The 23768-nt window shown below is 62.5% G+C and carries 18 protein-coding genes; 6 read left to right on the forward strand and 12 right to left on the reverse strand.

Features of this window, described 5'->3' with window-relative positions; all coding sequences use genetic code 11:
• The 7 genes from BR00_RS08660 to BR00_RS08690 all read right to left on the reverse strand — a co-directional run bounded on the left by BR00_RS08660 (position 1) and on the right by BR00_RS08690 (position 9892).
• On the reverse strand, positions 1–255 hold the full coding sequence (locus tag BR00_RS08660) for a hypothetical protein (protein ID WP_496477194.1): 255 nt from the start codon (positions 253–255) through the stop codon (positions 1–3).
• Positions 252–680, reverse strand: a complete 429-nt coding sequence (locus BR00_RS08665; protein WP_496477195.1) for a hypothetical protein — start codon at positions 678–680, stop codon at positions 252–254. The genes BR00_RS08660 and BR00_RS08665 overlap by 4 nt, the downstream gene beginning before the upstream one ends.
• Positions 677–3214, reverse strand: a complete 2538-nt coding sequence (locus BR00_RS08670) for an Eco57I restriction-modification methylase domain-containing protein (protein ID WP_496477196.1) — start codon at positions 3212–3214, stop codon at positions 677–679. Before BR00_RS08670 ends, BR00_RS08665 begins: the two co-directional genes overlap by 4 nt.
• 78 nt (positions 3215–3292) lie before the next feature.
• Positions 3293–5053 carry a hypothetical protein gene (locus tag BR00_RS08675; RefSeq protein WP_496477197.1) on the reverse strand — a complete coding sequence of 587 codons (1761 nt, stop codon included), beginning with the start codon at positions 5051–5053 and terminating at the stop codon, positions 3293–3295.
• A gap of 3 nt (positions 5054–5056) precedes the next feature.
• Positions 5057–8245 (reverse strand): DISARM system SNF2-like helicase DrmD, encoded by a 3189-nt coding sequence (gene drmD / locus BR00_RS08680; RefSeq protein WP_496477198.1) that lies wholly within the window; start codon positions 8243–8245, stop codon positions 5057–5059.
• A 4-nt stretch (positions 8246–8249) separates the two neighbouring features.
• Complete coding sequence (locus BR00_RS08685) at positions 8250–8744, reverse strand: very short patch repair endonuclease (RefSeq protein ID WP_496477199.1); 495 nt, start codon at positions 8742–8744, stop codon at positions 8250–8252.
• Positions 8741–9892: a DNA cytosine methyltransferase gene (locus tag BR00_RS08690; RefSeq protein WP_496477321.1), complete on the reverse strand. Its 1152-nt coding sequence runs from the start codon at positions 9890–9892 to the stop codon at positions 8741–8743. Before BR00_RS08690 ends, BR00_RS08685 begins: the two co-directional genes overlap by 4 nt.
• A 336-nt stretch (positions 9893–10228) precedes the next feature.
• Here BR00_RS08690 and BR00_RS08695 point away from each other — a divergent pair, with 336 nt between their 5' ends.
• On the forward strand, positions 10229–10816 hold the full coding sequence (locus BR00_RS08695; protein ID WP_496477200.1) for a DJ-1/PfpI family protein: 588 nt from the start codon (positions 10229–10231) through the stop codon (positions 10814–10816).
• Positions 10817–10850: 34 nt separating this feature from the next.
• Here the strand turns inward: BR00_RS08695 and BR00_RS08700 are convergent, their stop codons facing one another.
• Positions 10851–12713 (reverse strand): acetate--CoA ligase, encoded by a 1863-nt coding sequence (locus BR00_RS08700; RefSeq protein WP_496477201.1) that lies wholly within the window; start codon positions 12711–12713, stop codon positions 10851–10853.
• Between the two features lie 29 nt (positions 12714–12742).
• Positions 12743–13597, reverse strand: coding sequence for a LytR/AlgR family response regulator transcription factor (locus tag BR00_RS08705; RefSeq protein ID WP_496477202.1), 855 nt, complete (start codon positions 13595–13597; stop codon positions 12743–12745).
• Positions 13598–13741: 144 nt separating this feature from the next.
• Here BR00_RS08705 and lepA point away from each other — a divergent pair, with 144 nt between their 5' ends.
• From lepA to BR00_RS08720, 3 genes are read left to right on the forward strand one after another with little or no spacing between them, the layout of a single operon-like run.
• Positions 13742–15547, forward strand: coding sequence for a translation elongation factor 4 (gene lepA / locus BR00_RS08710; RefSeq protein ID WP_496477203.1), 1806 nt, complete (start codon positions 13742–13744; stop codon positions 15545–15547).
• Between the two features lie 38 nt (positions 15548–15585).
• Positions 15586–16188 (forward strand): signal peptidase I, encoded by a 603-nt coding sequence (lepB, locus tag BR00_RS08715; protein ID WP_496477204.1) that lies wholly within the window; start codon positions 15586–15588, stop codon positions 16186–16188.
• A 4-nt stretch (positions 16189–16192) separates the two neighbouring features.
• Positions 16193–17722, forward strand: coding sequence for a YifB family Mg chelatase-like AAA ATPase (locus tag BR00_RS08720; RefSeq protein WP_496477205.1), 1530 nt, complete (start codon positions 16193–16195; stop codon positions 17720–17722).
• Between the two features lie 17 nt (positions 17723–17739).
• Here BR00_RS08720 and BR00_RS08725 read toward each other — a convergent pair whose 3' ends face one another.
• The 3 genes from BR00_RS08725 to ald all read right to left on the reverse strand — a co-directional run bounded on the left by BR00_RS08725 (position 17740) and on the right by ald (position 22199).
• Positions 17740–19749 carry a methyl-accepting chemotaxis protein gene (locus tag BR00_RS08725; RefSeq protein ID WP_496477206.1) on the reverse strand — a complete coding sequence of 670 codons (2010 nt, stop codon included), beginning with the start codon at positions 19747–19749 and terminating at the stop codon, positions 17740–17742.
• A gap of 35 nt (positions 19750–19784) precedes the next feature.
• The gene (locus tag BR00_RS08730) at positions 19785–20885 is read right to left on the reverse strand and encodes a cache domain-containing protein (protein ID WP_496477207.1); all 1101 of its coding nucleotides are present in this window, start codon (positions 20883–20885) and stop codon (positions 19785–19787) included.
• 198 nt (positions 20886–21083) lie between these two features.
• On the reverse strand, positions 21084–22199 hold the full coding sequence (ald, locus tag BR00_RS08735) for an alanine dehydrogenase (RefSeq protein ID WP_496477208.1): 1116 nt from the start codon (positions 22197–22199) through the stop codon (positions 21084–21086).
• Between the two features lie 169 nt (positions 22200–22368).
• Here ald and BR00_RS08740 point away from each other — a divergent pair, with 169 nt between their 5' ends.
• Positions 22369–22725 (forward strand): DMT family protein, encoded by a 357-nt coding sequence (locus BR00_RS08740; protein WP_496477209.1) that lies wholly within the window; start codon positions 22369–22371, stop codon positions 22723–22725.
• The gene (locus tag BR00_RS08745; RefSeq protein WP_496477210.1) at positions 22725–23738 is read left to right on the forward strand and encodes a hypothetical protein; all 1014 of its coding nucleotides are present in this window, start codon (positions 22725–22727) and stop codon (positions 23736–23738) included. The genes BR00_RS08740 and BR00_RS08745 overlap by 1 nt, the downstream gene beginning before the upstream one ends.
• The last annotated feature ends 30 nt before the right edge of the window (positions 23739–23768 follow it).

Here is a 23768-nt window from a genome sequence, read left to right on the forward strand (position 1 = left end):
TCACGCGTCAATCTCTCCCCCGTAGATCATCGAATTCATTTTTTTGACCAGCGTTTCGGTGAACTCTTGACACTTACGTCCATAGTCCGGAGTGATAGCCCTTGGTTCATGATGAGTATCCAAGTCGCCTTCGTGAGCAATCTGGTTCCGTCGCTTGACGTAATCACTCAGGCGTTTGGTTATGTCATCTCTGGATGATTTGGGCCCCGTCCAACGTTCTGCGACGACTTTAAAGATGTCTTCGATGCCGATCATCTTGAATGCCGATACGATCTTGTCGGGCGCTTGATAAGACTCGAACTGCAATCGTCTTTCTCGAATGAGGTCTGCCAACTCTTTCGGTCCATTTTTCGACCTGATGAATCGCATCGCAGTTTCCACTTCATTGCTTTTTTCATAGGAACGGCATCGATGATTAACTCCGCCAAACGACCTGGGATCCGTTGGTTTTCGTCAACAAGGATTCTTGGGATCTTATCGTAGAGCACTTGATGTACATAGGCATCCAAGGCGCTCAACGATGCCACCACCATGGCGCGAGGCAACCACATGAGATATTGGTTTTCAGCCGAAAGCTTCCCCTTGGCCCCCAAATTTTTCAGAGACCGAAGTTCTCTGTACATCTTCCTGTAATGCGAGGCTGCCTCTATATTCTTTTGGAATTGGTCGTATGGGGTCATTCGCCACCTCCTGTTGCAGACGTCGCAGCCCGGTACTTTGCCCCGCGACGTTCTCCCAGACGAACGACTCTTCCTTCGGCCAACAACTCGTTTATCACGGCGTTCCATCGGCCGTCCGGGATGCCCGTCGCGGCTACGAGGTCCCTCTTCGCGTGCCAGCCGGGATGAGTTCGGAGGTACTCTAGGAGGACGCGGCCGGGATTCGCCGAGGGCGACGGCTCCGACGGAGCCGCGACGAGTTCGAGTTGCAGCGGTCGTCGAGCTGCGGTGGTCCCCGCGGAGGCCGCCTTTCGGGAACCCTTCCGGCGAGACCTCCCCTTCTGGTTCCCCTTTTCGTGGAGGCCTCGGGCCACCTCCTCCTCGCAGCGCTCCCGGTTCAGCTCGGCCAGGCGGCGCAGGACCTCGATGCGGGCGGGCTCGGAGAGGGTGAAGCGCGCGCGGTCGTTCTCGGGGAGGTACGGCACCTCATGGAAGCCGTGGCCGAGGTCGAGGTCGTCCCAGCCGTAGGCGCGGGCGACGGCCACGTCGATCTCGCGGTGCAGCTCTCGTAGTTCCTCGAGGCGCGGATCGCGGTCGTCGGGGTCGTGGAAGCGGTTGTAGAGCTGGGTTAAGCCAATGCGTTCGGTGCACATGAATTCGGCACGGAGCAAGTGGTATTTCTCTCCCAAAAGCTTCAGGGCGGATCTATCGTTCGAAGGAAAGGGAAATGTCCCGAAGGCATTCCCGGGCGAATACTTTAAGTCCATCTTCAGTTTCGATGAGTATCTCCATGCCCAAACTATGTGAACAGATGATTGAAGCAATGCAAAATCAACAGCCGATTCAATGGCAAACACATCAATATTGGCCGACATGATCGAAGTGTTAACTATAAAGGAGAATGCCAGATGTTTGTTGACCTCACTGCATACCAACACTCGCTCCATCGGCTTCGTCGCCGGGTCCCAGCCGTCCGGGTGCCGCTCGAAGGCGTGGCCGCGGCCGATGGCGTGGTAGAGTTCCGGCCGGACGTTCCAGTGCCGCCACCAAATCGACATGATGTTCCGGTACGACTTGGACTTGCTCTTTTCAAGCCGCTCTGGCTTCACTCGTTCTTCGACCCATTTCCACGGTAGCTCATATGCCTGCGCCCGTTCCTCCGGCCAGTCCCAGAAATTGATCACCCAGCGGCTCGGTCGCTGCTCGGGGTCGGAGTTCAAGTCCTCGCCGTTGAGGTAGGGCAAGATCACGTCGGCGTTCTTCGGGTCGGCGTCGAGCATACGCTTCGCCTCGTCGGGCGTGAGCACGAAGCCCATCCCGAGGACGATGGAGCCCTGGAAGGCGATGCCCTCGTTGGCCTTGAGGCGTTTCGGCGTCCACTCCTCGCGGTCGGAGAGGAAGGGGGAGATGAACGGCACGGAGCGGCCCGACAGGCGGCGCTCGCCCTGCCACGGCCCCTTGTGCACGTGCACGCGGCTCGTGACCACGGCGGCCGATCCGGGCCAGGGCTCGTTCGGGTAGGCGGCGTGGATGACGGCGCCGTGCTTCAGCAGCCACTCGAGTCCGCTCTGCCGCGTGTCGCCCTCTGCGATCGTGTTGGTCGCGAGCAGGCCGAAGTGCCCGCCGCCGCGCAGTAGCACGAATGCGCGACGGAAGAAGTGCGCCACCAGGTCGGCGTTCTTGCTTGTTCCCGCATGTATGGCGACGAGCCATTCGTTGTACGCCGGCCCCATGACGGTGCTGATTCGCTTGCCCCCGAGGAACGGCGGGTTGCCCACGAAGGCGTCGAAGCCGCCGTTTTCGCGCACGAACACCTCGGGGAAGGCAAGGGGCCAGTGGAAGGGACGCCTCGGTGGCTTGGCCGCGGGCAGATCGGTGTCCAAGGCTTTTCGGGCAATGTGAGCGATGCGTCGTCCCGCCTCACCGTCGCCGGAGAGGTACGGCCCAACTTGCATCGACAATCCCAACCAGGCCTGCCTCGCTCTTCGTTCGTCACCACCGCTGGCCAACGTCAGGCCGACGAGCGCATCGGCGACGATCCTCGGGGCTTCGACCACTTGGCGGGACTCCTCCTCCATCTCTGCGGCGTCGCGCACGTCACGCACGTCATGGATCGGCGTGGCCCGGATCGTTCGACGCCACTCCAGACTTTCCTTGATGGCCTGCTCGATGTTCTGGGCAAAGAGTGGCCTATGCCTACCCCGGTCTGGATTCAGGTCGAGGTAGAGGAGTTGATTGAGATCACGGATCCCGAGCAGGCTGTCACCACAACGCAGGTTGTGGTCGAGAAACTCAAGAGGTCGTCCCTTCGACAGGGTGACCAACCAGATCGAGAGCTTCGCCAGCTCCACCGCCAGGGGATTCACGTCCACGCCATAGAGACAGCGCTCGGCCACGAGACGTCGGGCGATCACGAGCCGTTCGTCCTCGTCCTTCGGAAGGGGTTCGACGGCTTCTTCCGGTGTGTGGGTCAGGCCATCCATTCCAACGACACGCCCACCATCCTCTTTCAGGCCCCATGCCTCGACGAGCCGCTCCGAGAGGTAGCGGCACACTTGGACGAGGAATGCCCCCGATCCCATCGCCGGATCGCAGATCTTCAGATCGAGAATCTCCTGAGGTGGCTTCAGTCTTCAAGACTCCCTCGGTTCTCCCTCCGCGGGACCGACGTAGACCAATGGCTCCAGGGTCTCGGCCACGATCGCCTCGGTGAGCGACTTGGGGGTGTAGTGGCTGCCGGTCTCGCGTCGATCGGCGCCATGACCGACCGCCATCCCGCCGGCTCGGTAGACGAGCGGATATCCCCATACGTCGTCCCTGAGCAGGTGTACGAAGGGGCGAACGCGTTCGGCGAGCTTCTTATCGTTTCCGCAGGCGAGCAGCAGTTGGCCTTCGGTCTCGGCATCCACCTCGCGACGAAGCTCGTTGGAGAGCGCGCTGGCGGAACGGCCCGTTCGTTCTTCGAGCAGCTTCACCAGGACGGTCTCGCCATCGACCCGTGCCGACTCGAGATCGGACAGCCTGACGTTGGGGTTGGGCGCCTTCTGGGAACCTCTGAGTCCCAGCGTGGGCTCTTCGAGCCGGGCGACGGTGTGTTCGAGCAGGCCCTCGTAGACGTAGCCTATCTGTTCCACGTCCAATCCACGATAGGAGAGCAAACGAGCCCCACCCCGGTCCTCCAGCACCTGCAACGATTCCAGGAGCAGAAGGACGGTACGGTCGTCGATGGGTAGCGGTCGAGCGGGCGTCTCGCGCCAACGACTGCCAGGGGGACGCCCCTCGAGGAACGGGAAGCGATCGGGGTCGAACAGGGAGCCACCCAGGGCGGGCATACGCAACGTCGGGTGTTCGACACCCGCGTACACGGCGCGGAACGTGGCCAGCAGGCGCGACCAGGCTTCCCAACGCCGCTCCAGCACCTCGAGTCCCTCGTGGTCGGCTCGTTCCCGAAGCTGGGCGCGGAGGGTGGAGATGGCGTAGTGGGAATCGTAGAGAGGATCGCCCAGCAGGAGCAGACCCCGTTCCTCCGCCGCAAGAAGGAACACCAAACGCATCATCACCGTGAGCGCCGCCTCGTAGAGCACCTGTGGTGAGACCTCCTGCAGCAGTTCTCCGTTGCGATCGACGTCGGCGCGGTCCAAGGCTTGAATCAGGACCTCCACCGCATGCAGGACCTGCTCCCCGAGTCGATCGGTGACCTCGTCCTGGTATTCGAGCGAACGGTCGAGTAGTGCCGGCAGAGTCTGGTCGTCGGGCCCGAAATGGCGACGCACGCCCAGCAAGGATCGAAAGGCCTGCAGGGTGATCGGCTCCTGCCACCAGAGTCGCGCGTACCAAGAGGCGTGACCGGACACACCGTCCCTGGTGACGTGAACCAGCGTCCAGCGCTCCCCGTCGGTGACGAGGCCTATGCGGACACCGGTGGCCCGGCAAAGCATGGTCGCTCGTTCGAGGGGTGAAGCTGGCCAGCGTGCGCCCGACAGTGGTCGTTCCAGGTCGGTGTCGGGAGGCAAGACGAAGATCGGCGCGATGACCGAGGTGCGGTCGGCGGCGACCACGGCGAGGTCGGGTCGGATGGTCTCCCCGTGCTCGGCCACGTGATGGGACAGGGAACCTGGGAGGTCGTCCCCAGCCACGAGGACCCGATCGTCGTATTCGAGGCACTCTTCCAGGACCAACCTCGTCCATGCTCTATGTAGCGCTTCGAGGTCGGAATCCTCCGTGTCGACGGCTTCGCGCCACTCCTCGTAGGCTTCGCGCAACCGGTGCCGAACGGGCGTCTCCACCCTCTCGAGTCCCTGGGGAAAGACCTCTTCGAGGACTCTCGGCACCAGGAAAGGCCCGGAGACCTCGATCAGAGAAAGCCATTCGGTTTGACGAATCACGGCGGCCATGGATCAGTCCCTCCTCGCCATGGATTCGGGTACCAGGAAGACCACACTGACCGGGAAGGTATGGACACGGGGATCGGCATAGCGTCGAGCCACCGTCTCGACCTCCCGTTCTTTCTCTTCCGGGATGCGCTCGAGACGTCGCCGCAATCCCTCCAAGTCACGCTGATACTGCCGCTTCTCTTCTTCCGGCCAGAGTGTGAGCTGAACAGGCTTTTCGTGCTCCGCCAGTTCCTTCTCGATGGCATCGGCCAGTTCGTTCAGGACGGAACGGACGTCTCGGATGTCCTGCTCCTTGCGCCGCTCCAATGTGTTGGTGAGGTACTGGAGTCGGTCTCGAGAGCGGGCTTCTATGGCGGAGACCAGGCTCGACTCGTGTCTCTGGAAACGGTCGGCGAGGATGGCGAAGAGGCGATCGTTCCGTCGTACCGAATCCAGCGGTCGGGCTTCGTCCACCAGACGCTGGAGTACTGTGACGCGCACCTCACGGGTGAAACGGTCGTGGCGCAAGAGGCCTCCGGCGAGTGTGAGCTCTTCGTGCAGCCGGTGCTGATCGCCGCCGGTGATCACGAGACGAAACCAGACCACGGCCATGGGTGCCTCGAGTCGACCGTCCGGCAGAGTGGCGATCGTCACACGATGAAGGCGCTTGACGTCCTCACGTGCCCAGATCTCCGCGCGCAAGAGGCGAAGACACATCTGAACCAACGGGTGATCGAGATGGACCAGGACGACGTCGTCACGGCCATCCGCCACCTCGTGGTCGAAGGTGATGGGACGTCGCTCGCCCGTGTGGGGGTGCCGCAAACCTTCCGTACACCTGGCCCAGGACCCCTGCAGCGAGGGCATGTGGAATACGGTGCCGTCGGGAGCGTCGGGCAGTTTCGCGGGTGTGAGCGGTGGCTGCCCTCCGAGCTCCAGGCCCACCCGGACCGCCCTGAGGATTCGCTCGGGAGTGAGACACAGCGCCTCGCGCGTCTCCAGCAAGCGCTCGTGCAGCCGTGAGATGCGTTCACGGAGCTTGCGTTCTGCGGAAACCAGTCGTCTCGCCGACTGGACACGGGTCTCGACCGAGCGAGTGTCGAGATCCTTCCGCCTGCCGAGCATGGCCTCCTCTATCTGTCTTGCGATCACGGGACCGACGCTACCCAAGTCTTCACGGATGGCGTCGACCTTCAACGCGGCCCGCATCAAGAATTCGGTATCGCCTTCGAGATCGTCGGCTTTCGTGCCTTCGACACCGATCTGGCGTTCGTACGCCTTGCCGACCGGATGCCAGATCAGGATTTCTCGTTCCCGCTGACCATGTCGGTCGATCCGACCGTTGCGCTGCTCCATGACGTTCGGGTTCCAGGGGATCTCGACATGGATGAGTTTGTTGCAGTGGTTCTGCAGGTCTATACCCTCCGAAGCCGCGTCCGTGGCCAAGAGGATACGTACCGGGGAAACGGACGGGTGGGCCTGGAAGGCTGCCTTCACTCTCTCGCGTTCGTCGGAATCCATCCCGCCGTGCAGGATCATCAACCGTTCACCACCATATCCGTGAGTGGTGAGTATCTGGTGCAACCAGCGGTGGGTATCCAGGTACTCCGTGAAGAGGATCACCCTCTGGTCGTTCCATTCTCCGTCCTCGATGAGATGGGTCTCGATCCACTCGAGAATCGCCCTGGCCTTGGCATCCACTCGTTCCGCGTTGCGCTCGGCCCACGAGCGCATGGCGTCGAGCAGCCGCCGCTCATCGGTCGTGAGCGGCGGTACCATGCGACTCGACGCTTCCACTGCCTCGTCCAGCGCCCGTTCCTTCGATTCGTCGTCGGCGTATTCCTCTTCCGTGCGGACGATGGCCCTGCGCAGTATCCGCTCCTCGAAACGTCCGGGCTTGCCTCTCGAGTCATGGACACCTCGTTCCAGACTCTCCATGTACTTCACGAGGGTGCGGCGGAAGGCGGCCGGTGAAGAGAAGAGACGCTTCTTCAGAAGCTTCAGCACGAACTCGGTGCCGAAGAGGTGTCTGGTTCCACGTAGGCGCGCGATACGACTCTCGGTGTATCGCTGGAGCATCCAATGGATCTCTCGTTCCTCGTCCGTGTAATGGATCTCCAGCGGCATCAGTCGACGCGTGGGATAGATGGGATCGCCGTTCGCGTCGACCAGGTCGGTCTTCAGACGACGGACCATGACTCTGTCCAGTTGCCTACGGTCCGGCATCACCGTCCGTGCGAAGCGACGGTCGTCCAGCAGTTCCAGCAGCGCCGTGAAGGATTCTTGATATCCGTTGTGAGGAGTGGCGCTGAGAAAGAGTTTGTGTTCGAAGTGAGGGGCGATGGTACGAATGAAACGCGTGCGCTGGCTCTCCAGTGCATAGCGAGTCGCGGCGGCTGGAGCGACGTTGTGTGCCTCGTCCACGACCAGTATGTCGAAACGCCTTGGATATGTCGGATGGAGGGGGAGTGCGTCCTTCATCGCACGCAAAGGTTCACCGGACTTTGCCCAGTCGATGGAGGTGATGAGACGAGGATAGGAGGTCCAGGGATTCGCATGGATGCCTCGCGTGCGACGGAGCCACTTGAGGTAGTTCGTATCCACGATGCGGAAGTCCAGACCGAACTTGTCCCGCATCTCCTCCTGCCACTTGACCTGCAGGGAGGCCGGGCAAACGATCAGGACGGTTCGCGCGCGGTGCCTCAGTAGGAGTTCTCGGATCACGAGACCGGCTTCGATGGTCTTGCCCAGTCCCACGTCGTCCGCTATCAGGAGACTGGTTCGCGCCATGTCGATGGCTCTCACCAGAGGATCCAACTGATAGTCCTCGATGGTGATCCCACTTCGAAACGGAGCCTGCAGGAGGGCGCGATCGGCGTGAGTCACGGCTCCCCATCGAACGGCATCCAAGAAGGCCTCGAGGCGTTCCACGTCGTCGAGGCCCGAGAGGTCGGGAAGACCGGCGCGCTCCAAGACTCGCGCGCCGGGTTCGAGTTCCCACACGACCTCGATGTCCTCACCCAGCGAATCGTCTTCCAACGAGGAGAGACTCACGACGTGTTGGGCGATGAAGGAGGTTCCACAGTCCTCCCCGAGAGCGCCACCGTTCACTTCGGTGACACTCCAGAGGCGTCGGCGAACCTCGACCATCTGTCCAGGCTCCGGAATCACGGTCACCATTTTCTGGACCGAAGCCTCGCGTGCCGTCGGCATGTCTCTACTCTCCATCCGTTCGCATCCCACGTCGTTTGGTGAATCGTTTTCTGCGCTCTTCCACGGCTCTCACGATCCGTTCCACCACATCGTCTGGCGGCTCGTGCTCCCATACGCGGATGACCAACCAGCCATTCTCTCGTAGCCTTCTGTCCGTGTCGGCATCACGCGCCCGGTTGGTCTTGATCTTCTCCCGCCAGAAATCGGCGTTCGCCTTGGGCCAAGTGCCGTGTACTGGACACCCATGCCAGAAACATCCATCTACGAAGACGGCGACCTTGATTCCAGGGAACACGATGTCTCCTCTACGCCGCGGTTTGGTCAGGACCGGATAGTCGACTCGGTATCTCAGTCCCTTGGCGAAGAGACGCTTTCTGATCTCTTTTTCCGGTGGGGTATCCCTCTGTCCCGTCGCCGACATGCGGCGACTCACTGCCGCCGAAGAAGGGAGAGGTGGCGTGTCATTCCTCGTTTTCTTTCCTGTCGTATCCCGCTTCACATCGCCCCTCCCACTCGAATCGCTTCACGTCGATCACGTGTCGAATGGCGTCCTCGCGCGATCGACGTTTTCGGCTTCACTCCGCACTGGTCGATGTGCCGAATGATGCTTTTCGCTATGGCACGCCCCAGATCGACGGGCACGGCGTTTCCAATCAGGCGTCCCACGGTTTTGAAGCAGACTTCCTCACCGGGAGGGACGAACTTGTAGCTCCTCGGGAAACCCTGCAATATCGCAGCCTCACGTAGCGAGATCGCCCGATCCTGCTCTGGATGTCCGAAGCGCCCGTTGCCGAACCCGTAACATTGAGTGGTGATCGTCGGCGCTGGTTTGTCCCACTCCATTCGTCCGTACACGCTGGGGTAGGTGCGTCCGGTATCGAGCCTGTGGCACTTGGCCACGAGATGGCGAGGCCAGTCTCGCCACGTACCCCCAGGTTTTGAGGCTCTGATGCGTGCGAGGTTCTTCTCGGAGAGTTTCGAAGCGACGTGCAGTTTGTCTCTCGGATCCGATTCTCCCGCCTTGATGGGTGGCAATTGCCCGATGGCCTGCCTGACGGTCTTGTATCCTTTCTCATCAAGGATTGGATCGATCAGTTTGATCGGGCCATGTAGAGATGCGAGCAGAACCAAGCGTTTTCGGGACTGAGGGACGCCGTATGCTGCGCAGTCGATCACGTCGTGCCATACTTCGTAACCCAACTCCAAGAGGGTCTTCACGAAGTCGTCGAAGACCTCGTGTCTCCTTATTGCGGGAACGTTCTCCATGGTGACGATGTCGGGCATCACCCCCGCGGCAATTCGCGCGAATTCATACAGCAGCCTCCATTTGTGGTCGGCTTTGGTGTCATACCGCTGGCTGTAGGTCGAAAACGGCTGACAAGGCGCACATCCGGCCAGAACCCAAATGGTGCCCGATGTGAAGAGTTTCGCGACATCCGACGTCTCCATGTTGGAGATGTCTCGTTGAATGAACGTCGCATCGTTGTTCGCCGAATAGGGGTAACGGCACGCGGGGTCGAGGTCTATGCCCGCGTTGACACGAAGCCCTTCTTGGACGAAACCGTGCGTTAAACCTCCGGCACCGCAGAACAATTCTACGCAACGTACTATCAAGATGGTCTCCTCTCGAACGCTTGTTGAGCGCACCAAAGAAGAGATAGTTTTGTCATGTCGACTTGTGCATCGTTCATGTGGGTCATTATTGTCAAATTTTGAGCTAGTGTCATGGTGCGGTTCGCTGATTCACAATGTAATTATAGTATCGATCAAGCTGCCGGACTTCAAGACTCTGGCTGTTCGGGGGGGGGCGGTTACAGGATCTAGACTGCCGATATGCTTTTCCGTGAGTACATCCAATTTGTTTAGCCCTCAATGTCTGAGGGCGGGATTGGTGGAGACAGGAAAGTTCTTGCCGTCCGGACTGCGCTTCGTCTACATACGTGGGGCACGTTTCCATGTATTTTCTATTGTTGAGGAGGTGTTATGGCTGCCAAGAAGGTTTTGATGCTCGTGGGTGATTTTGTGGAAGACTACGAGGTCATGGTTCCGTTTCAGATGCTGCTCATGGTGGGGCACGAGGTCCACGCCGTCTGTCCCGGGAAAAAGGCGGGCGAGCAGGTGCGCACGGCGGTGCACGACTTCGAGGGGGATCAGACCTACACGGAAAAGCCCGGGCACAACTTTACGCTCACCGCGACGTTCGACGAAGTGCGCCCGGAAGACTATGACGGCTTGGTGATCCCTGGCGGTCGGGCCCCGGAGTACATCCGCCTCAATCCGCGGGTTTTGGAGATCGTGCGTCACTTTGCTGCTGCCAAGAAACCAGTGGCCTCCATTTGCCACGGCCAGCAGGTGCTCGTGGCCGCGGGGGTGGTGCAGGGCTGCCAGTGCACGGCCTATCCCGCGGTCCGTCCGGACCTGGAGGCTGCAGGCGCCACGTGGGCGGAGGTCAACGAAACCTTCACCAATGCGGTGGTGGATGGGTGGCTGGTGACGGCTCCCGCGTGGCCGGCCCATCCGCAATGGATGCGGGCCTTTGTGGAACTTTTGGGGACCCGTATCGAGGCGTAGGGATTCAACCGGGGGGGGGCGGCTGCCCCCCTTTTTATTCGCTTTCTTGGGCCTTGAGGGCAGCGCGGTCGGGAGCACCGTCCTCAGCGCGTGGGATGGCCTCCACGAAGACCACCGAGCGCAATACCGCCACTGGCCCGATTTCTTTGCGCACATGTTGGCGGAGCAGGCGGATGATCTCGCCGGGATCCTCCAGGGCGGCGAATTCCGGCGTGAGGACCACGAAGGCCTTGGCCACCTCGCCTTTGATGCGGTCCGGCACGCCGATGACCGCAGCCGCGGCCACCGCCTTGTGGGTTGTAAGCGCGAGCTCGATCTCGGCGCAGCTTAAGCGGTGGCCGGCGATATTGAGCACCGCGTCCGCCCGTCCTTGGATGTGGATGAGGCCGTCTTCGTCGCGCACGGCCAGATCGCCGGTATCAAATTGTCCATTCTGCCAGGCGGACGGGGCTTCGCCGGCCTCGTGGACGCACTCCAGGGGCATGGACGGCCAGGGCTGGGTGATGACGAGCCGCCCCACGACGCCGCTGGGTACGCTCGCCCCGTGGGCATCGACGATGTCTGCGCTGATGCCGGGAAGGGGGCGATGCACGGAGCCGGGCTTGAGGACCGACACCGGGAAGGGGGAGATCATACAGCACCCGGTCTCGGTCTGCCACCAGGTGTCCAGCAGCGGGCAGCGGGAGTGGCCGACGTTTTTGTAGAGCCACAGCCATGCCTCCCCCCCCAGTGCCTCGCCGGCCGAGGCCAGCAGCCGCAGCGTGGAGAGGTCGTGCATGGCCGGGTACTGGTCGCCGTAGCGCATGAGCATGCGGATGATGGTGGGCGCGGTGTAGAGGATGGTGATCCCGTAGCGGTCCACGATGTCCCACATGCGGTCTGCCTGGGGATAGAGGGGGTGCCCCTCGTACATGACCGTGGTGGTACCGGCGAGCATGGGGCCATAGAGCACGTAGCTGTGTCCGGTGATCCAGGCCATGTCGCTGGTGCACCAAAAGATGTCCGTGGGCTTGATGTCGAAGAGCCACAAGAGCGTGCGCGCCAAGGCCACCATGTAGCCCGCGTGCCCGTGGACCACGGCCTTGCGCCGGCCGCCGTCTTCCGAGGTGGTGAGGATGAACAGCGGATCGTCGTGGAGCATGACTTCGGTGGCGGCTTCCCAGCGCTCCCGGCGCACCACGGCGTCGTAGTCGAGGTCGCGGGACTCGTTCATGGGGGTGTCCAGGCCTGCCCGGCGCACCACGATGGCCCCTTCCACGAAATCGCATCCGGTTTCCAAGGCTTCGTCCACCATGCTCTTGAGTGCAACGAGGCGTCCGCCCCGGTAGAACCCGTCGGCGGTGATGACGAGGCGCGGCCGCAGTTCCTGGATGCGGCTGCGCAGGGCCTTGGCGGAAAACCCCGGAAATACGGCGCAGTGTACCGCGCCGATCTTGGCCGTGGCGAGCATGGCAAAGGCGGTTTGGGGAAGCAGCGGCAGGAAGAGCAGCACGCGGTCCCCCTTGCCGATCCCCAGGGAGCGCAGGGCATTGGCCAGCTTGTTCACCTCGCGATACACCTCGTAATAGGTGTATTTGCGGGTGTCCCCGGCTTCGCCTTCCCAAATGAGGGCGAGTTTGTTCTTCACCCCGGTGGCGATGTGCCGGTCCAGGCAGTTGTGGACGATATTGGTCTGCGCCCCGACAAACCAGCGGGGGGAGGACGGAGCGGTCGTATCGAGGATAGTGTCCCATTTGCGGAACCACTCCAGCTCTTGGGCCGCCTCTTCCCAGTACGCCAATGGGTCTTGGGCCGCGGCGGCGTGGGCCCGGGAGAGCTGGTGGGGGTTGACGTTGGCTTCGATGACGAGCTGCGGGAGAGGTCGAAAAACCCGTTCAGCATTGGAGGGGACGATCATAGGAAGCTCCTGCCATTGGCCATAGCTGGCTAAAATTGAAGAATCTTTTTGAGCTCGCCCACCCGGCGGCGGCTCACGGGAAGCTCGATGCGTTTGCGGCCTGCGGTGCGCAGGAGAAAATTGCCGCCGGGCATGGAGGCGATTTCGGTCACCATGTCGAGGTTGACGAGGTATTTGCGGTGCACCCGGCAAAAGCCATGGGGGCCCAGGCGCGCTTCGAGATTTTTGAGGCGGTAGGAGGTGAGGTAGCGCTCCGTGGCCGTGTGCACGAAACTATAGTCCTCCGACGCCTCCACATAGACGATCTGCGTATATGGGATGAGGATGTGGCGGCCGTCTTGGTTGACCGGCAGTTTTTCGATCTCCGGGGGCCGGACTTGGGCCGGGTCCCAGGCCTGGCGCAGGGCGTTGACCAAAAGGTCTTCTTCGTCCTCGGCGAGGGCGAGCTGTACGGTCTCCTCGCCGGTGCCCCGCGCTGGCCGGCCCGGTGGCATGGCCGGGGCCACGGTGGGGGGGATGGGGGCCAGGGCGCGCAGCCGCTCTACGGTGCGGGCAAAGCGGGAAGTCGTCACCGGCCGCAAGAGATAGTCCACGGCCCCCAGCTCAAAGGCCTCGAAGGCATGCTCTTCACTTTCCGCGAGAAAGACCACCGCAGGAGGCCGGCCGCTCAAATGCCGCGCCAAGTCCATGCCGCTTACCCCATGGGGGAGATCCATGCCCAAAAAGAGGACGTCGTAAGGCACGTACGCGAGCAGTCCCATGGCCTCGAAGGAGGTCACGGCCTCGCCCAGGACGAGGACCTCTTTCACCGGGTCGAGGAGTTCCCGGAGGTGGCCGCGCAATTGGGCATCGGGATGGACGATGAGGGCTTTGAGATGGCTCATGGCGTCGGGAAAGATTGGGGGATGCAGGAGAGCTGTATGGTATCCGCAATGGCCGACGCCTTCAAGGGGGTCGTGCATGGACAACCAGACAGGGATGCTTTAGAAATGCCTCTCACGTTTTCGGGGGAGGAACAAAGCCCGCTCATGGCACGTCAAGAAAATATCCGCAACTTCAGTATCATCGCGCACATCGATCACGGCAAGTCCACACTGGCGGACCGCATTCTGGAGCTCACTCGGCTCATCAATGAGCGCCAGAAGAAGGACCAATACCTGGACCGTATGGAGCTGGAGCAGGAGCGCGGCATTACCATCAAGGCCCAGACTGTACGCATCCCCTACACCGCCCGGGACGGTCGCATCTACATACTGAATCTCATCGACACCCCCGGACATGTAGACTTTTCCTACGAAGTCTCCCGAAGTCTGGCGGCCTGCGATGGGGCGCTCCTGGTGGTGGACGCCTCCCAAGGGGTGGAGGCCCAGACCTTGGCCAACGTGTACCTGGCCTTGGACCATGACCTCGAGGTCATTCCCGTGCTCAACAAGATCGATCTGCCCAGCGCCGAGCCCGACCGGGTGGCGGCGGAGATCGAAGAGGTCATCGGCCTGGACTGCACGGACATCCTCAAGGTTTCCGCCAAGACCGGCGAGGGGGTGGACGCCCTCTTGGAGCGCATCATCGCCCAGGTGCCGCCGCCCAGCGGGGATACGGACGCCCCATTGCGGGCCCTCATCTTCGATTCGTGGTATGACTCCTACCAGGGCGTGGTGGTGCTCTTTCGCGTGCTCGACGGCCGTATCTCCCTGGGGCAGCGCATCCGCATGTGGTCCACGGGCAAGGAGTTCGAGGTCACCAAGCTGGGCGTGTTCTCGCCCGAGGCCGTGGACATCGCCTCCTTGGCCGCCGGTGAGGTGGGCTTTTTGTGCGCCTCCATCAAGGCCCTGCGGGATGCGCCGGTGGGGGACACCATCATCGATCCAGCCCGGCCCGCGGACAAGCCCTTTCCTGGATTCAAGGCGGTCAAGCCCATGGTTTTCTGCGGTCTGTACCCCGTGGAGCCCGCGGAGTACGACACCTTGAAATCCGCCCTGGAGAAGCTCCAGCTCAACGACGCGGCCCTGACTTTCGAGCCCGAGACTTCGCAGGCCCTGGGCTTCGGCTTCCGCTGCGGGTTTTTGGGGCTGCTCCACATGGACGTGATCCAGGAGCGTCTGGAGCGGGAATTCCAGGCCAAGCTCATCGCCACCGCCCCGTCGGTGATCTACCGCGTGACCCGCACGGACGGCACGGTGCTCGACATCGACAATCCGAGCAAACTCCCCCCGCAGGAGAAGATCGCCTCCATTGCCGAGCCGTATGTGCGCATGGAGATCCATGTGCCGGGAGAGTTCGTGGGCAACGTCATGGGGCTGTGCGAAGAAAAGCGCGGCATCCAGAAGGACATGCGCTACCTGACCTCCACCCGCGTGGTGCTCACGTACGAGATCCCCTTTGCGGAAATCGTCTATGACTTCTTCGACCGCCTCAAGTCCGTGACCCGGGGCTTTGCCTCCTTGGACTACGAGTTCTTGGACTTCCGGCCTTCGGACCTGGTGAAGCTCGACATCCTCATCAATGGGGAGCCGGTGGACGCCATGTCCGTCATCGTGCACCGGCAGGCCGCGCCCTACCGAGGCCGGGCCCTCGCCCTCAAGCTCAAGCGGGTCATCCACCGGCAGCTCTTCGAGATCGTCATTCAGGCGGCCATCGGCGCCAAGATCATCGCCCGCGAGCGGGTGGCGCCCTTGCGCAAGGACGTCACCGCCAAATGCTATGGCGGTGACATCACCCGCAAGCGCAAGCTCCTGGAAAAGCAAAAAGAAGGCAAAAAGCGCATGAAGCGCATGGGCAGCGTGGAGATCCCCCAGGAGGCCTTTTTGGCCGCCCTGCAACCCGGGAACGAGTAAGCTGCCGCTCTCTTCATCTTCTCAAATCGGGATGTACCATGAACCCTCGTTGGCAAACCTTGCTCAAAGAATACGTCGAGGCATTGCTCATTGCTCTGTTCCTCGCCTTCGTGATCCGCTCGTTCGTTGTGCAGGCCTTCAAGATCCCTTCGGGATCCATGCTCCAGACCCTGCAGATCGGTGATCATCTCTTGGTCAATAAATTCCTCTACGGCATCAAGATCCCTTTTACCCATGTCTTCATCACCCAGTTCGACGGTCCCAAGCACGGGGATATCGTCGTCTTCGAATTTCCCCAGGATCCGTCCAAGGACTTCATCAAGCGGGTGATCGGCGTCCCGGGCGACGTCATCGAGGTGCGGGAAAAGCAGGTATACCGCAACGGCGAGCTGCTCCAGGAGCCCTACGTGCAGCACACCGACCCCCGGACCAATGTCCCCAAGCGCGATAACTTCGGCCCCGTGACCGTGCCGGAGGGCAAGTATTTCGTCATGGGGGACAACCGCGACGAATCCTACGACTCCCGCTTCTGGGGCTTCGTGGACCGCGGCGCCATCGAGGGTAAGGCCTGGATCCTCTACTGGTCCTGGGAGAGCCTGACGTCCATCCGCTGGGAGCGCATCGGCCGTTTGGTGGAGTGAGCGCGTGATCGCCCAGGTGGCCACGGCAGCGCTGGTGGGCATCGAGGCCCATACGGTGCAGGTGGAGGTGGATTTTTCCCGCTCCGGGATGCCGTCCTTCACCTTGGTGGGCCTGGCCGAAGGCGCGGTGCGCGAGGCCAAGGAGCGGGTGTTCGCCGCCTTGCGCAACTCCGGGTTCCGTCTGCCGCCGGCGCGCATCACCGTGAACATGGCCCCGGCGGCCCTGCGCAAGGATGGCTCCGCCTACGATCTTCCCCTGGCCCTGGCCCTGGTGGCCGGGGCGGAAATACTGCCGCACGCATCCCTTGCGGGGGTGTGGTGCGCCGGTGAGCTCTCCCTGGACGGGACCCTCAAGCCGGTGCCCGGGATTTTGCCTCTCGCCCTGCGAGCACGCCGGGAAGGGGCGCGCGTCCTGATCGTGCCGCAGGAAAGCGCCGCCGAGGCCGCGGTGGCGCAGGACATCCCGGTCTTTGGCTGCAGCTCTCTGGCCGAGGTGGTGGGGTTTCTCACCGGAGAACGCACGCAAGCGCCGCAATCTGCGGACATCGCCTCCTTGTGGGAGACCGGCCGGTCGTTTCCCGTGGACTTTGCCGAGGTCAAAGGTCAGGACCACGCCAAGCGGGCGGTGGTGGTGGCCTGCGCGGGCACTCACAATCTCCTTTTTCTCGGGCCGCCGGGCAGCGGCAAGACCATGCTCGCCCAGCGCATCCCATCGGTGCTGCCGCCGCTCACCTTTGACGAGGCCCTGGAGGTGACGGCCGTCTACTCCGTGGCCGGTCGGCTGGAGCCGGGGCAAGCCCTGGTGGTGCATCGGCCCTTCCGCGCCCCGCACCACACCGTCTCCGACGCCGGGCTCATCGGCGGCGGCCAGATCCCCCGGCCGGGGGAGGTCTCCTTGGCGCACCGGGGCGTGCTCTTCCTCGACGAGCTGCCGGAATTCAAAAAGCATGTGCTCGAGGTGCTGCGCCAGCCCTTGGAGGATGGCCGGGTGACCATCTCCCGGGCCGCCTTGGCCGTGGAGTTTCCTGCGGACGTCATGCTCGTGGCGGCCATGAATCCGTGTCCGTGCGGCTACTTGGGGGACCCGCGCCATGCGTGCACGTGCACGCCGCTGCAGGTGCAGCGTTACCGCAGCCGTCTTTCCGGCCCGCTGCTCGACCGTATCGATCTGCATGTGGAGGTGCCGGCGGTGCCGTACGGGGATTTGGCAGGCCAAGGCCAGGGGCTGGATTCGGCCACCATGCGTGCCCAGATCGCCGCGGCCCGGGCCATCCAGGCCGAGCGCTACGCAGGGCTCCCCCTGCTCTCCAATGCCGATCTCTCGGGCCAGTGGCTGGAGCGCTTCTGCGCCCTGGGCGCGGCCGAACACCGTTTCCTGGAGGCGGCGGTGGCGCGCCTTGGGCTCTCCGCCCGGGCCTATACCCGGGTGCTGCGCATCGCCCGCACCATCGCCGACCTTGCCGGAGCCGAGCGCGTCGCCGTGCCGCACCTGGCCGAGGCCATCAACCTACGTAGCCTGGATCGGGCCGCCTAGGCGGTGGCGCGGCCTTGTCAACACCCCCGAAATCTTCCCACAAGGCCGTGCAATTCCTGGGCAAGCCCCGCCAGTTGTTCCGCTGCTGCCAGGGTTTGGCGGCTGGCATCCAGCGCCTGCACCAAGGCCGTGCTCGCCGCAGCCATCTCCCCGGTAATGGTGGAGGAGGCAATTTTGCTTTTCTCGGCAAGGCCGCCGATCTCACGCACCTCCCCTGAGGAGGCGGCGATGTTGGCCGCCATTTCGCGCATGGCCAGCGATTGCTCCTCGATGGCCGAGGCGATGTTTTCCACGATGTCTCCCACCTGCTGGAAGACCCCGGCAAAGCGCTCCACGGCGGTGTTGACGGCGTCAGTCGTCTTCTGGATGCCCTCGATGCGGTTATGAATCTGATCCGTGGCTTTGGCCGTTTGGTTGGCGAGTTCCTTGATTTCTCCTGCCACCACGGCAAAGCCCCGTCCTGCCTCTCCTGCCCGGGCCGCCTCGATAGTGGCGTTGAGGGCGAGTAAATTGGTCTGGGACGAGATGGCGGCAATGGATTGACTGACCTCGCCGATTTCCCGTGCAGCGGCCACGAGCCCGTCGAGGATCTTCTGCACCTCGCCGATCTGCGTGCCCGCTTGTTTGCTGATGCTCCGCGCCTGTCCTGTCTGCCCGGTAATCTCTTGGATGGTGGCGCTCATCTGCTCCGTGGCTGCAGCCACCGCCGCCAAGGTGGAGGTGGCCGTGACGATGCGCTCGGCTACCGCTGCCGTGTCGGCGTGCATTTGTTCCGATGCAGCGGCCACGGTATCGGCGCGCGCTGAGGTCTCTTCCATGGTGATCTCCATCTGCCGGGCGCGCTCTTTGGTGTCTTTAGCGTTGGTATCGAGCTGCGACGAGACGGCACCGATGCTCTGGACCAGGGATGCGATGGAGCCCACAAAGACGTTGAAGTTGCGCGCAAGCCGCCCCAGCTCGTCATGGCCTTCGGGCAGGCGGGCCGTAAGATCCGCTTCTCCCTGGGCGATGTCTTCCATGGCGGCGCCCACCTGGCGGAGGCGGCGTACGATGCCCACGATGAAATAGACGGCAAGGATGAGTGTCACAGCGGTGACCGCCACGACCAGGGCGATGGACTTCCAGAAGGATCGCACAGCCTCGTCGTGAATGGCGGCAAGGCGTTTTTCGAGCAGATTGATTTCGCTGCGGAGAATCTCGGCGAGATCCTCGATTTTCTTCGAGATGGCCTCGAAGTAGCTGGTGGGCGAGATACCAAAACCGCCGCTTTGGGCGCGCTGGATGATGGCGCTTAAGGCCTGTTCGGTCTGCTGCCAATGGGGCTGATTGGGAAATTCCTGGAGTTTTTTGCGGTTTTCCGCGCTGAGGACCAGTGCCGGCGAAGTGAGGCTGGCCTCGGCTTCGCCCTTGACCTGCATCAGAAGGGTCAATTCGTCCAAAGACAAGGGCTGATCTGCCTCCAGAATACCTCCTCCCAGCGCCCGCAGCTGTCCGAATTTTTCTTTACCGTAATCCATGAGCAGAACTCCGCCCAGGACCTTGCCCAATCCACTGCTGGTGCGGGCATTGACCACCGCTCCCTGGAGCCTGAGGAGCTCGGTGATAAAGCCGGAATAGGCGGCCATGATGCGTTCGCGGAGGTTAGGATCGCGAGTGGACAACGTGCTGCGCACCTCCTGGATGCGGGATTTGAGCGCGCGCACCCCATCGAGGGAGAAGGCGCCGAGCGCCGCTTGCCCGAGGCGCTTTTCGAACTCCACCCAGGCAGCGTCGGCGGCTGCCCGGACGTTTTGGACTTCGTGCATGTCTAAAGCCCCGGATAGCCATAGTGTGGTGGTGCCGCGCTCTTTTTGGAGGCGGTCGATGAGGGTGGAGGCGGCGGCGAACAGGGGGATGTTGCCTTGCATCTCGGCGACGATGGCATGTTCGACCAAGAGGTCGCGCACGGTGAGCCCTTCCGCCACCAGGAAGGCTGTCAGCGGGATGATTGTGATGAGGATGATGCGCTGCAGGATGGAAAGATGCATGGTGTACCTCTGACGTTTATGGTAATGCCAAATGCCTAGATCTCGACGTCCAGGCTGCCGTTTCGGATATCCAGGGCCGCACGGGTGAGGCGATGCAGCGGCCGCAGTACCGTGCGGGATATGGTGATATGGATGACCCCGTACACCAGGGCAAGGAGTGCTAGGCCGACAATCCATGCCAGAGAGCCGGCGCGCCGCATCAATGCGGTCAATTCTTGGGTATCCTGGGCGATGGCGAGGACCCCGATCTGCTTTTTGGAAAAGTCGTGCAGGGGGAAGGCCAGGAGCACGCGATTCGTGCTTGCACGCAAGGTGCGTCCTCCCGAGGCTTGCATGAGCCAGTCTGGGTCCATGGCCGCGACGGTGGCACTGTCGGCCGGGGCGCGAATTTGAACGAAACCGCCCAGGTGTGGGTATTTGCTGGTGTCTTGAAGCTGGATGGCGATGGGTAGCAGATTGTCGTTCATGAACAGAGCGAGGTCCACACCGAGGCGGTGCGCGGCTTCGTCGAGGATGGTACCGAGTTCCACCAGGACCTCGACGCTGCCGAGGTGCGTGCCGTCGGCGGCGGTAATGGGCAGGACGCTGCGCAGGTCGAAGCCGCCCACCCCCACTTCAACACCGCTTTGCGGCTGGCGTTCGGCATTGGCGCGGACCACGGTCTGGCGGAAGGAGCTGATGTCGTCGGAGATGTCCAGGTCTTTGCCGCCACGCTGAAAATTGACGCTGCGCCACAACCGCACCAGGCTGCGGTTGCTTGGAAGATGGAAATGAAGCTTGAGTTTGTTTCCCGTGGTCTTCTCGTATCCGGCAAGGAGAGGTTTGAGGGCCGTGCGTAGCATCTGCCGCGCCTCCTGCGCCTTGGGGTCGTCTTCGGCATTGATGTTGCCCGAAAGGGCGATGCGGTACGCGGCCTCCACCTCGGGCAAGCGGAGGAACAAGGCGGCGACGTCGCGCGCCTCGGTGATGCTGTGCTCCATGAGCAGGCGGATCGTGGTTTCGTAGTTGTGGGCCAGGCGCTCCAAAAGGTGCCGTTGGATATCCTGGGCGATGAAATAACCCAAGGCAAGGACGAGAAGGGCGGCAGCCGTCAACACCGCACCAAGGGGAAGGAAGATCTTGGGGGCAAGGCGCATGGCGTCCTCCGGGAAACGAAGATGGTCGATTCCGGATACACGCTTGACGCCATGGGATCAAGGTGGAGTGGCGCGAAAAAGCCCTTGCGCTTCAAAGCACATGGCTTGCGCCGTCCAAGCCGGCGATGGCCGGATGCCGCTGGCCTGTTTTGTGCTTTTTGGAACGATCCCCGGGGCAGCCGTATGGCCGCCCAGGGTTTAGGCGAGGATTTCGGCGACTGGGGTAAGGGGCAGGCCGAAGGCCTCCGCCACTCCAGGATGGGTGATGTGCCCGGCCACCATGTTGAGGCCCGCGGCCAGCCCGGAGTCCTCCTGGCAGGCCCGCTTCCAGCCCTTGCCGGCGATGGCCAATACGTACGGCAGGGTGGCGTTGGTGAGTGCCATGGTGGAGGTGATGGGCACGGCCCCAGGCATGTTGGCCACGCAGTAGTGGATGATGCCGTCCACCTCGAAGATGGGGTCCGCGTGGGTGGTGGGGTGCGAGGTCTCGAAACAGCCGCCCTGGTCGATGGCCACGTCCACGAGCACGCACCCGGGCTTGAGGTCGCGCAGCATCTCCCGGGTGATGAGCTTGGGCGCCTTGGCCCCGGCCACGAGCACGGCGCCGATGATGGCGTCGGCCTCGCATGCCAGATCCCGGATCGCTGCCGGAGAGCTTGCCAGGGGGGTGACGTTTTTGGGCATGACCTCCGAAAGGTACCGGAGACGATCCATGTTGGTGTCCAAAAGGAGCACTCGGGCTCCGAGACCCGCGGCCATGAAGGCGGCGTTGGTGCCTACGATGCCGCCGCCGATGATGAGCACCGTAGCTGGGGCCACGCCGGTCACCCCGCCAAGCAAGATGCCGCGGCCGCCGTGGGTGCGCTCGTTGTATTTGGCCGCCTCCTGCACCGCCATGCGGCCGGCCACTTCGCTCATGGGGGTGAGCAGCGGCAGCCCGCCGTCCTTGCCGCGCACGGTCTCGTACGCCAGGGCCACGCAGCCGCTTGTGCGGATGGCTGCAGTCAGGCCGGCGTCGGCGGCGAAGTGGAAGTAGGTGAAGACCGTGTGGTGGGACTGGATGAGATCGTATTCCGATGGCTGCGGTTCCTTGACGTGGAGGATGAGCTCGGCCTCGGCGAAGACGTCTTGGGGGCGCTCCAGGATGCGGGCGCCTGCGGCTGTGTAGGCCGCGTCGTCAAACCCGCTGCCCACGCCTGCGCTTGTCTCCACCACCACCGTATGCCCCCGGGCCACGGCCATCTCCACTCCCGCAGGGGTCATGCTGACGCGGTTTTCCTGCACTTTGATCTCTTTGAGTACACCAATGATCATGGAGGGTCTCCTTGGTTGGAATATAGGGAAAAATTTTGGTGCCGTAAAAAGGCGTCGGGTTCAAGCAGGATGTGGGCGCAGGCTCCGGTTTTGCCCCTTGCCTTTTATCGCTCCGTGTCTAAAGCGCCCTTCTGACGCCCATCGTGGGTCGCGCCAAGGAGGAAGGACAATGCGCCCGTATCTCATGACCGTTGGTCTTTTGTGTTTGAGCAATGTGTTCATGACGTTTGCCTGGTATGGCCATTTGCGGAACCTTTCCGGTACGCCCTGGTTCATCGCCGCCTTGGTGAGCTGGGGGATCGCCCTCTTGGAGTATCTGCTCCAGGTGCCGGCCAACCGCATCGGCCACGAGGTCATGAATGTGGGACAGCTCAAGATTCTGCAGGAATGCATTGCCCTGTCGGTCTTCATCCCCTTCTCGATCCTCTATCTCAAGGAGAAGCCGAGCATGGACTATGTGTGGGCAGGGCTGTGCATCCTTGGGGCCGCCTTTTTCGTCTTTCGCAAGAAGATGTTTGGAGCCTGATGATGACGCTGTGGAATCGTTTGCGGCTGCCGCCCTTGGCGCAGCTTGCGCTTTTGGTGGTGACCTTTGCTGCGGCGGCGTTTTTGTCCTTGGAAGTGTGGATGCAGGCCGTGCGCCATACTTCGCTATGCACCACCACCGGCTGTGCCGTGGTGGGCGAGTATATCCGCTTCGGGGAAGGCAACCTGCTCAAGTTCGGTGCGGCCTTTTTTTGGCTCTTGTGGCTGGTGGCCTTTTTCGCCGGCCGCTACCCCAAGGCCTGGATCTGGGGCGGCTTTGGGCTGCTCGTGGCCGGGGCACTGGCCTTTGACGGCACGCTTCTGGGCTTCCAATTCGTGGCCTTGCGGGAATTTTGCCTCATTTGCGCCATCACCGGCGGCCTTCTCGGGCTCACCGTCGCGGCCGCGGCGTGGGTGCGGCGCAGCATCGGGGTGCTGGTCTTGGGACTTGCGGCATGGAGTGGCGGCTTTGCAGGCAGCGCGGTGCTCGATTTTCAGGTGCAGCCCCCGGCCCTGCAGGACACGGTGTTCGTCTCCTGGGGAGATACGCAAAACGCCACGGCCCCTCGGCACGTGTTCTTTTTCAGTTTCCATTGCGGCCATTGTTCCAAAGTGCTCGCCAACCTGGCCATCAACATCGAGCACCTCTCCGGAGCCTGGTATCTCGCCCCGCTGGATGGTCGGGAAGAGGATTTCTACCGCATGGTGGCGGTGCAGAAGGTTTTGGCCGAGAAGACGGAGGACGGGAAACCGGAGAATCCCTTCGTCGCGGTGCTGCGTCAGGAGAGTATGGAGCACCCGGCGCCCGTAGCGGTGCCGGAATCTTTGCGCCAGACGGTGCGCAATGCCCGATCCTACTTCAAAACCAAAGGTTTTGACGGCGTGCCGGTCTTGGTGGTGTGGCAGGGTCCGGGCCGGGAGCTCATCCTGCGTGGCGAGACCGCCATTTTCCGCTATCTGCGCGACCAGGGCTGGCTCGAGCGCACCCTCATGGTAAACCTGCCGCCGCAGTAGTGCTGCGGGAACTCAGACTGCTGTCGTGGG

The sequence above is a fragment of the Thermodesulfomicrobium thermophilum DSM 16697 genome (assembly GCF_059568695.1).

Coding starts and splice junctions, on each gene's coding strand:
- BR00_RS08660 (WP_496477194.1), bottom strand. CDS start 255: ATGATCGGCATCGAAGACATCTTTAAAGTCGTCGCAGAACGTTGGACG.
- BR00_RS08665 (WP_496477195.1), bottom strand. CDS start 680: ATGACCCCATACGACCAATTCCAAAAGAATATAGAGGCAGCCTCGCAT.
- BR00_RS08675 (WP_496477197.1), bottom strand. CDS start 5,053: ATGGCCGCCGTGATTCGTCAAACCGAATGGCTTTCTCTGATCGAGGTC.
- drmD (WP_496477198.1), bottom strand. CDS start 8,245: ATGCCGACGGCACGCGAGGCTTCGGTCCAGAAAATGGTGACCGTGATT.
- BR00_RS08695 (WP_496477200.1), top strand. CDS start 10,229: ATGGCTGCCAAGAAGGTTTTGATGCTCGTGGGTGATTTTGTGGAAGAC.
- BR00_RS08700 (WP_496477201.1), bottom strand. CDS start 12,713: ATGATCGTCCCCTCCAATGCTGAACGGGTTTTTCGACCTCTCCCGCAG.
- BR00_RS08705 (WP_496477202.1), bottom strand. CDS start 13,597: ATGAGCCATCTCAAAGCCCTCATCGTCCATCCCGATGCCCAATTGCGC.
- lepA (WP_496477203.1), top strand. CDS start 13,742: ATGGCACGTCAAGAAAATATCCGCAACTTCAGTATCATCGCGCACATC.
- lepB (WP_496477204.1), top strand. CDS start 15,586: ATGAACCCTCGTTGGCAAACCTTGCTCAAAGAATACGTCGAGGCATTG.
- BR00_RS08725 (WP_496477206.1), bottom strand. CDS start 19,749: ATGCATCTTTCCATCCTGCAGCGCATCATCCTCATCACAATCATCCCG.
- BR00_RS08730 (WP_496477207.1), bottom strand. CDS start 20,885: ATGCGCCTTGCCCCCAAGATCTTCCTTCCCCTTGGTGCGGTGTTGACG.
- ald (WP_496477208.1), bottom strand. CDS start 22,199: ATGATCATTGGTGTACTCAAAGAGATCAAAGTGCAGGAAAACCGCGTC.
- BR00_RS08740 (WP_496477209.1), top strand. CDS start 22,369: ATGCGCCCGTATCTCATGACCGTTGGTCTTTTGTGTTTGAGCAATGTG.
- BR00_RS08745 (WP_496477210.1), top strand. CDS start 22,725: ATGATGACGCTGTGGAATCGTTTGCGGCTGCCGCCCTTGGCGCAGCTT.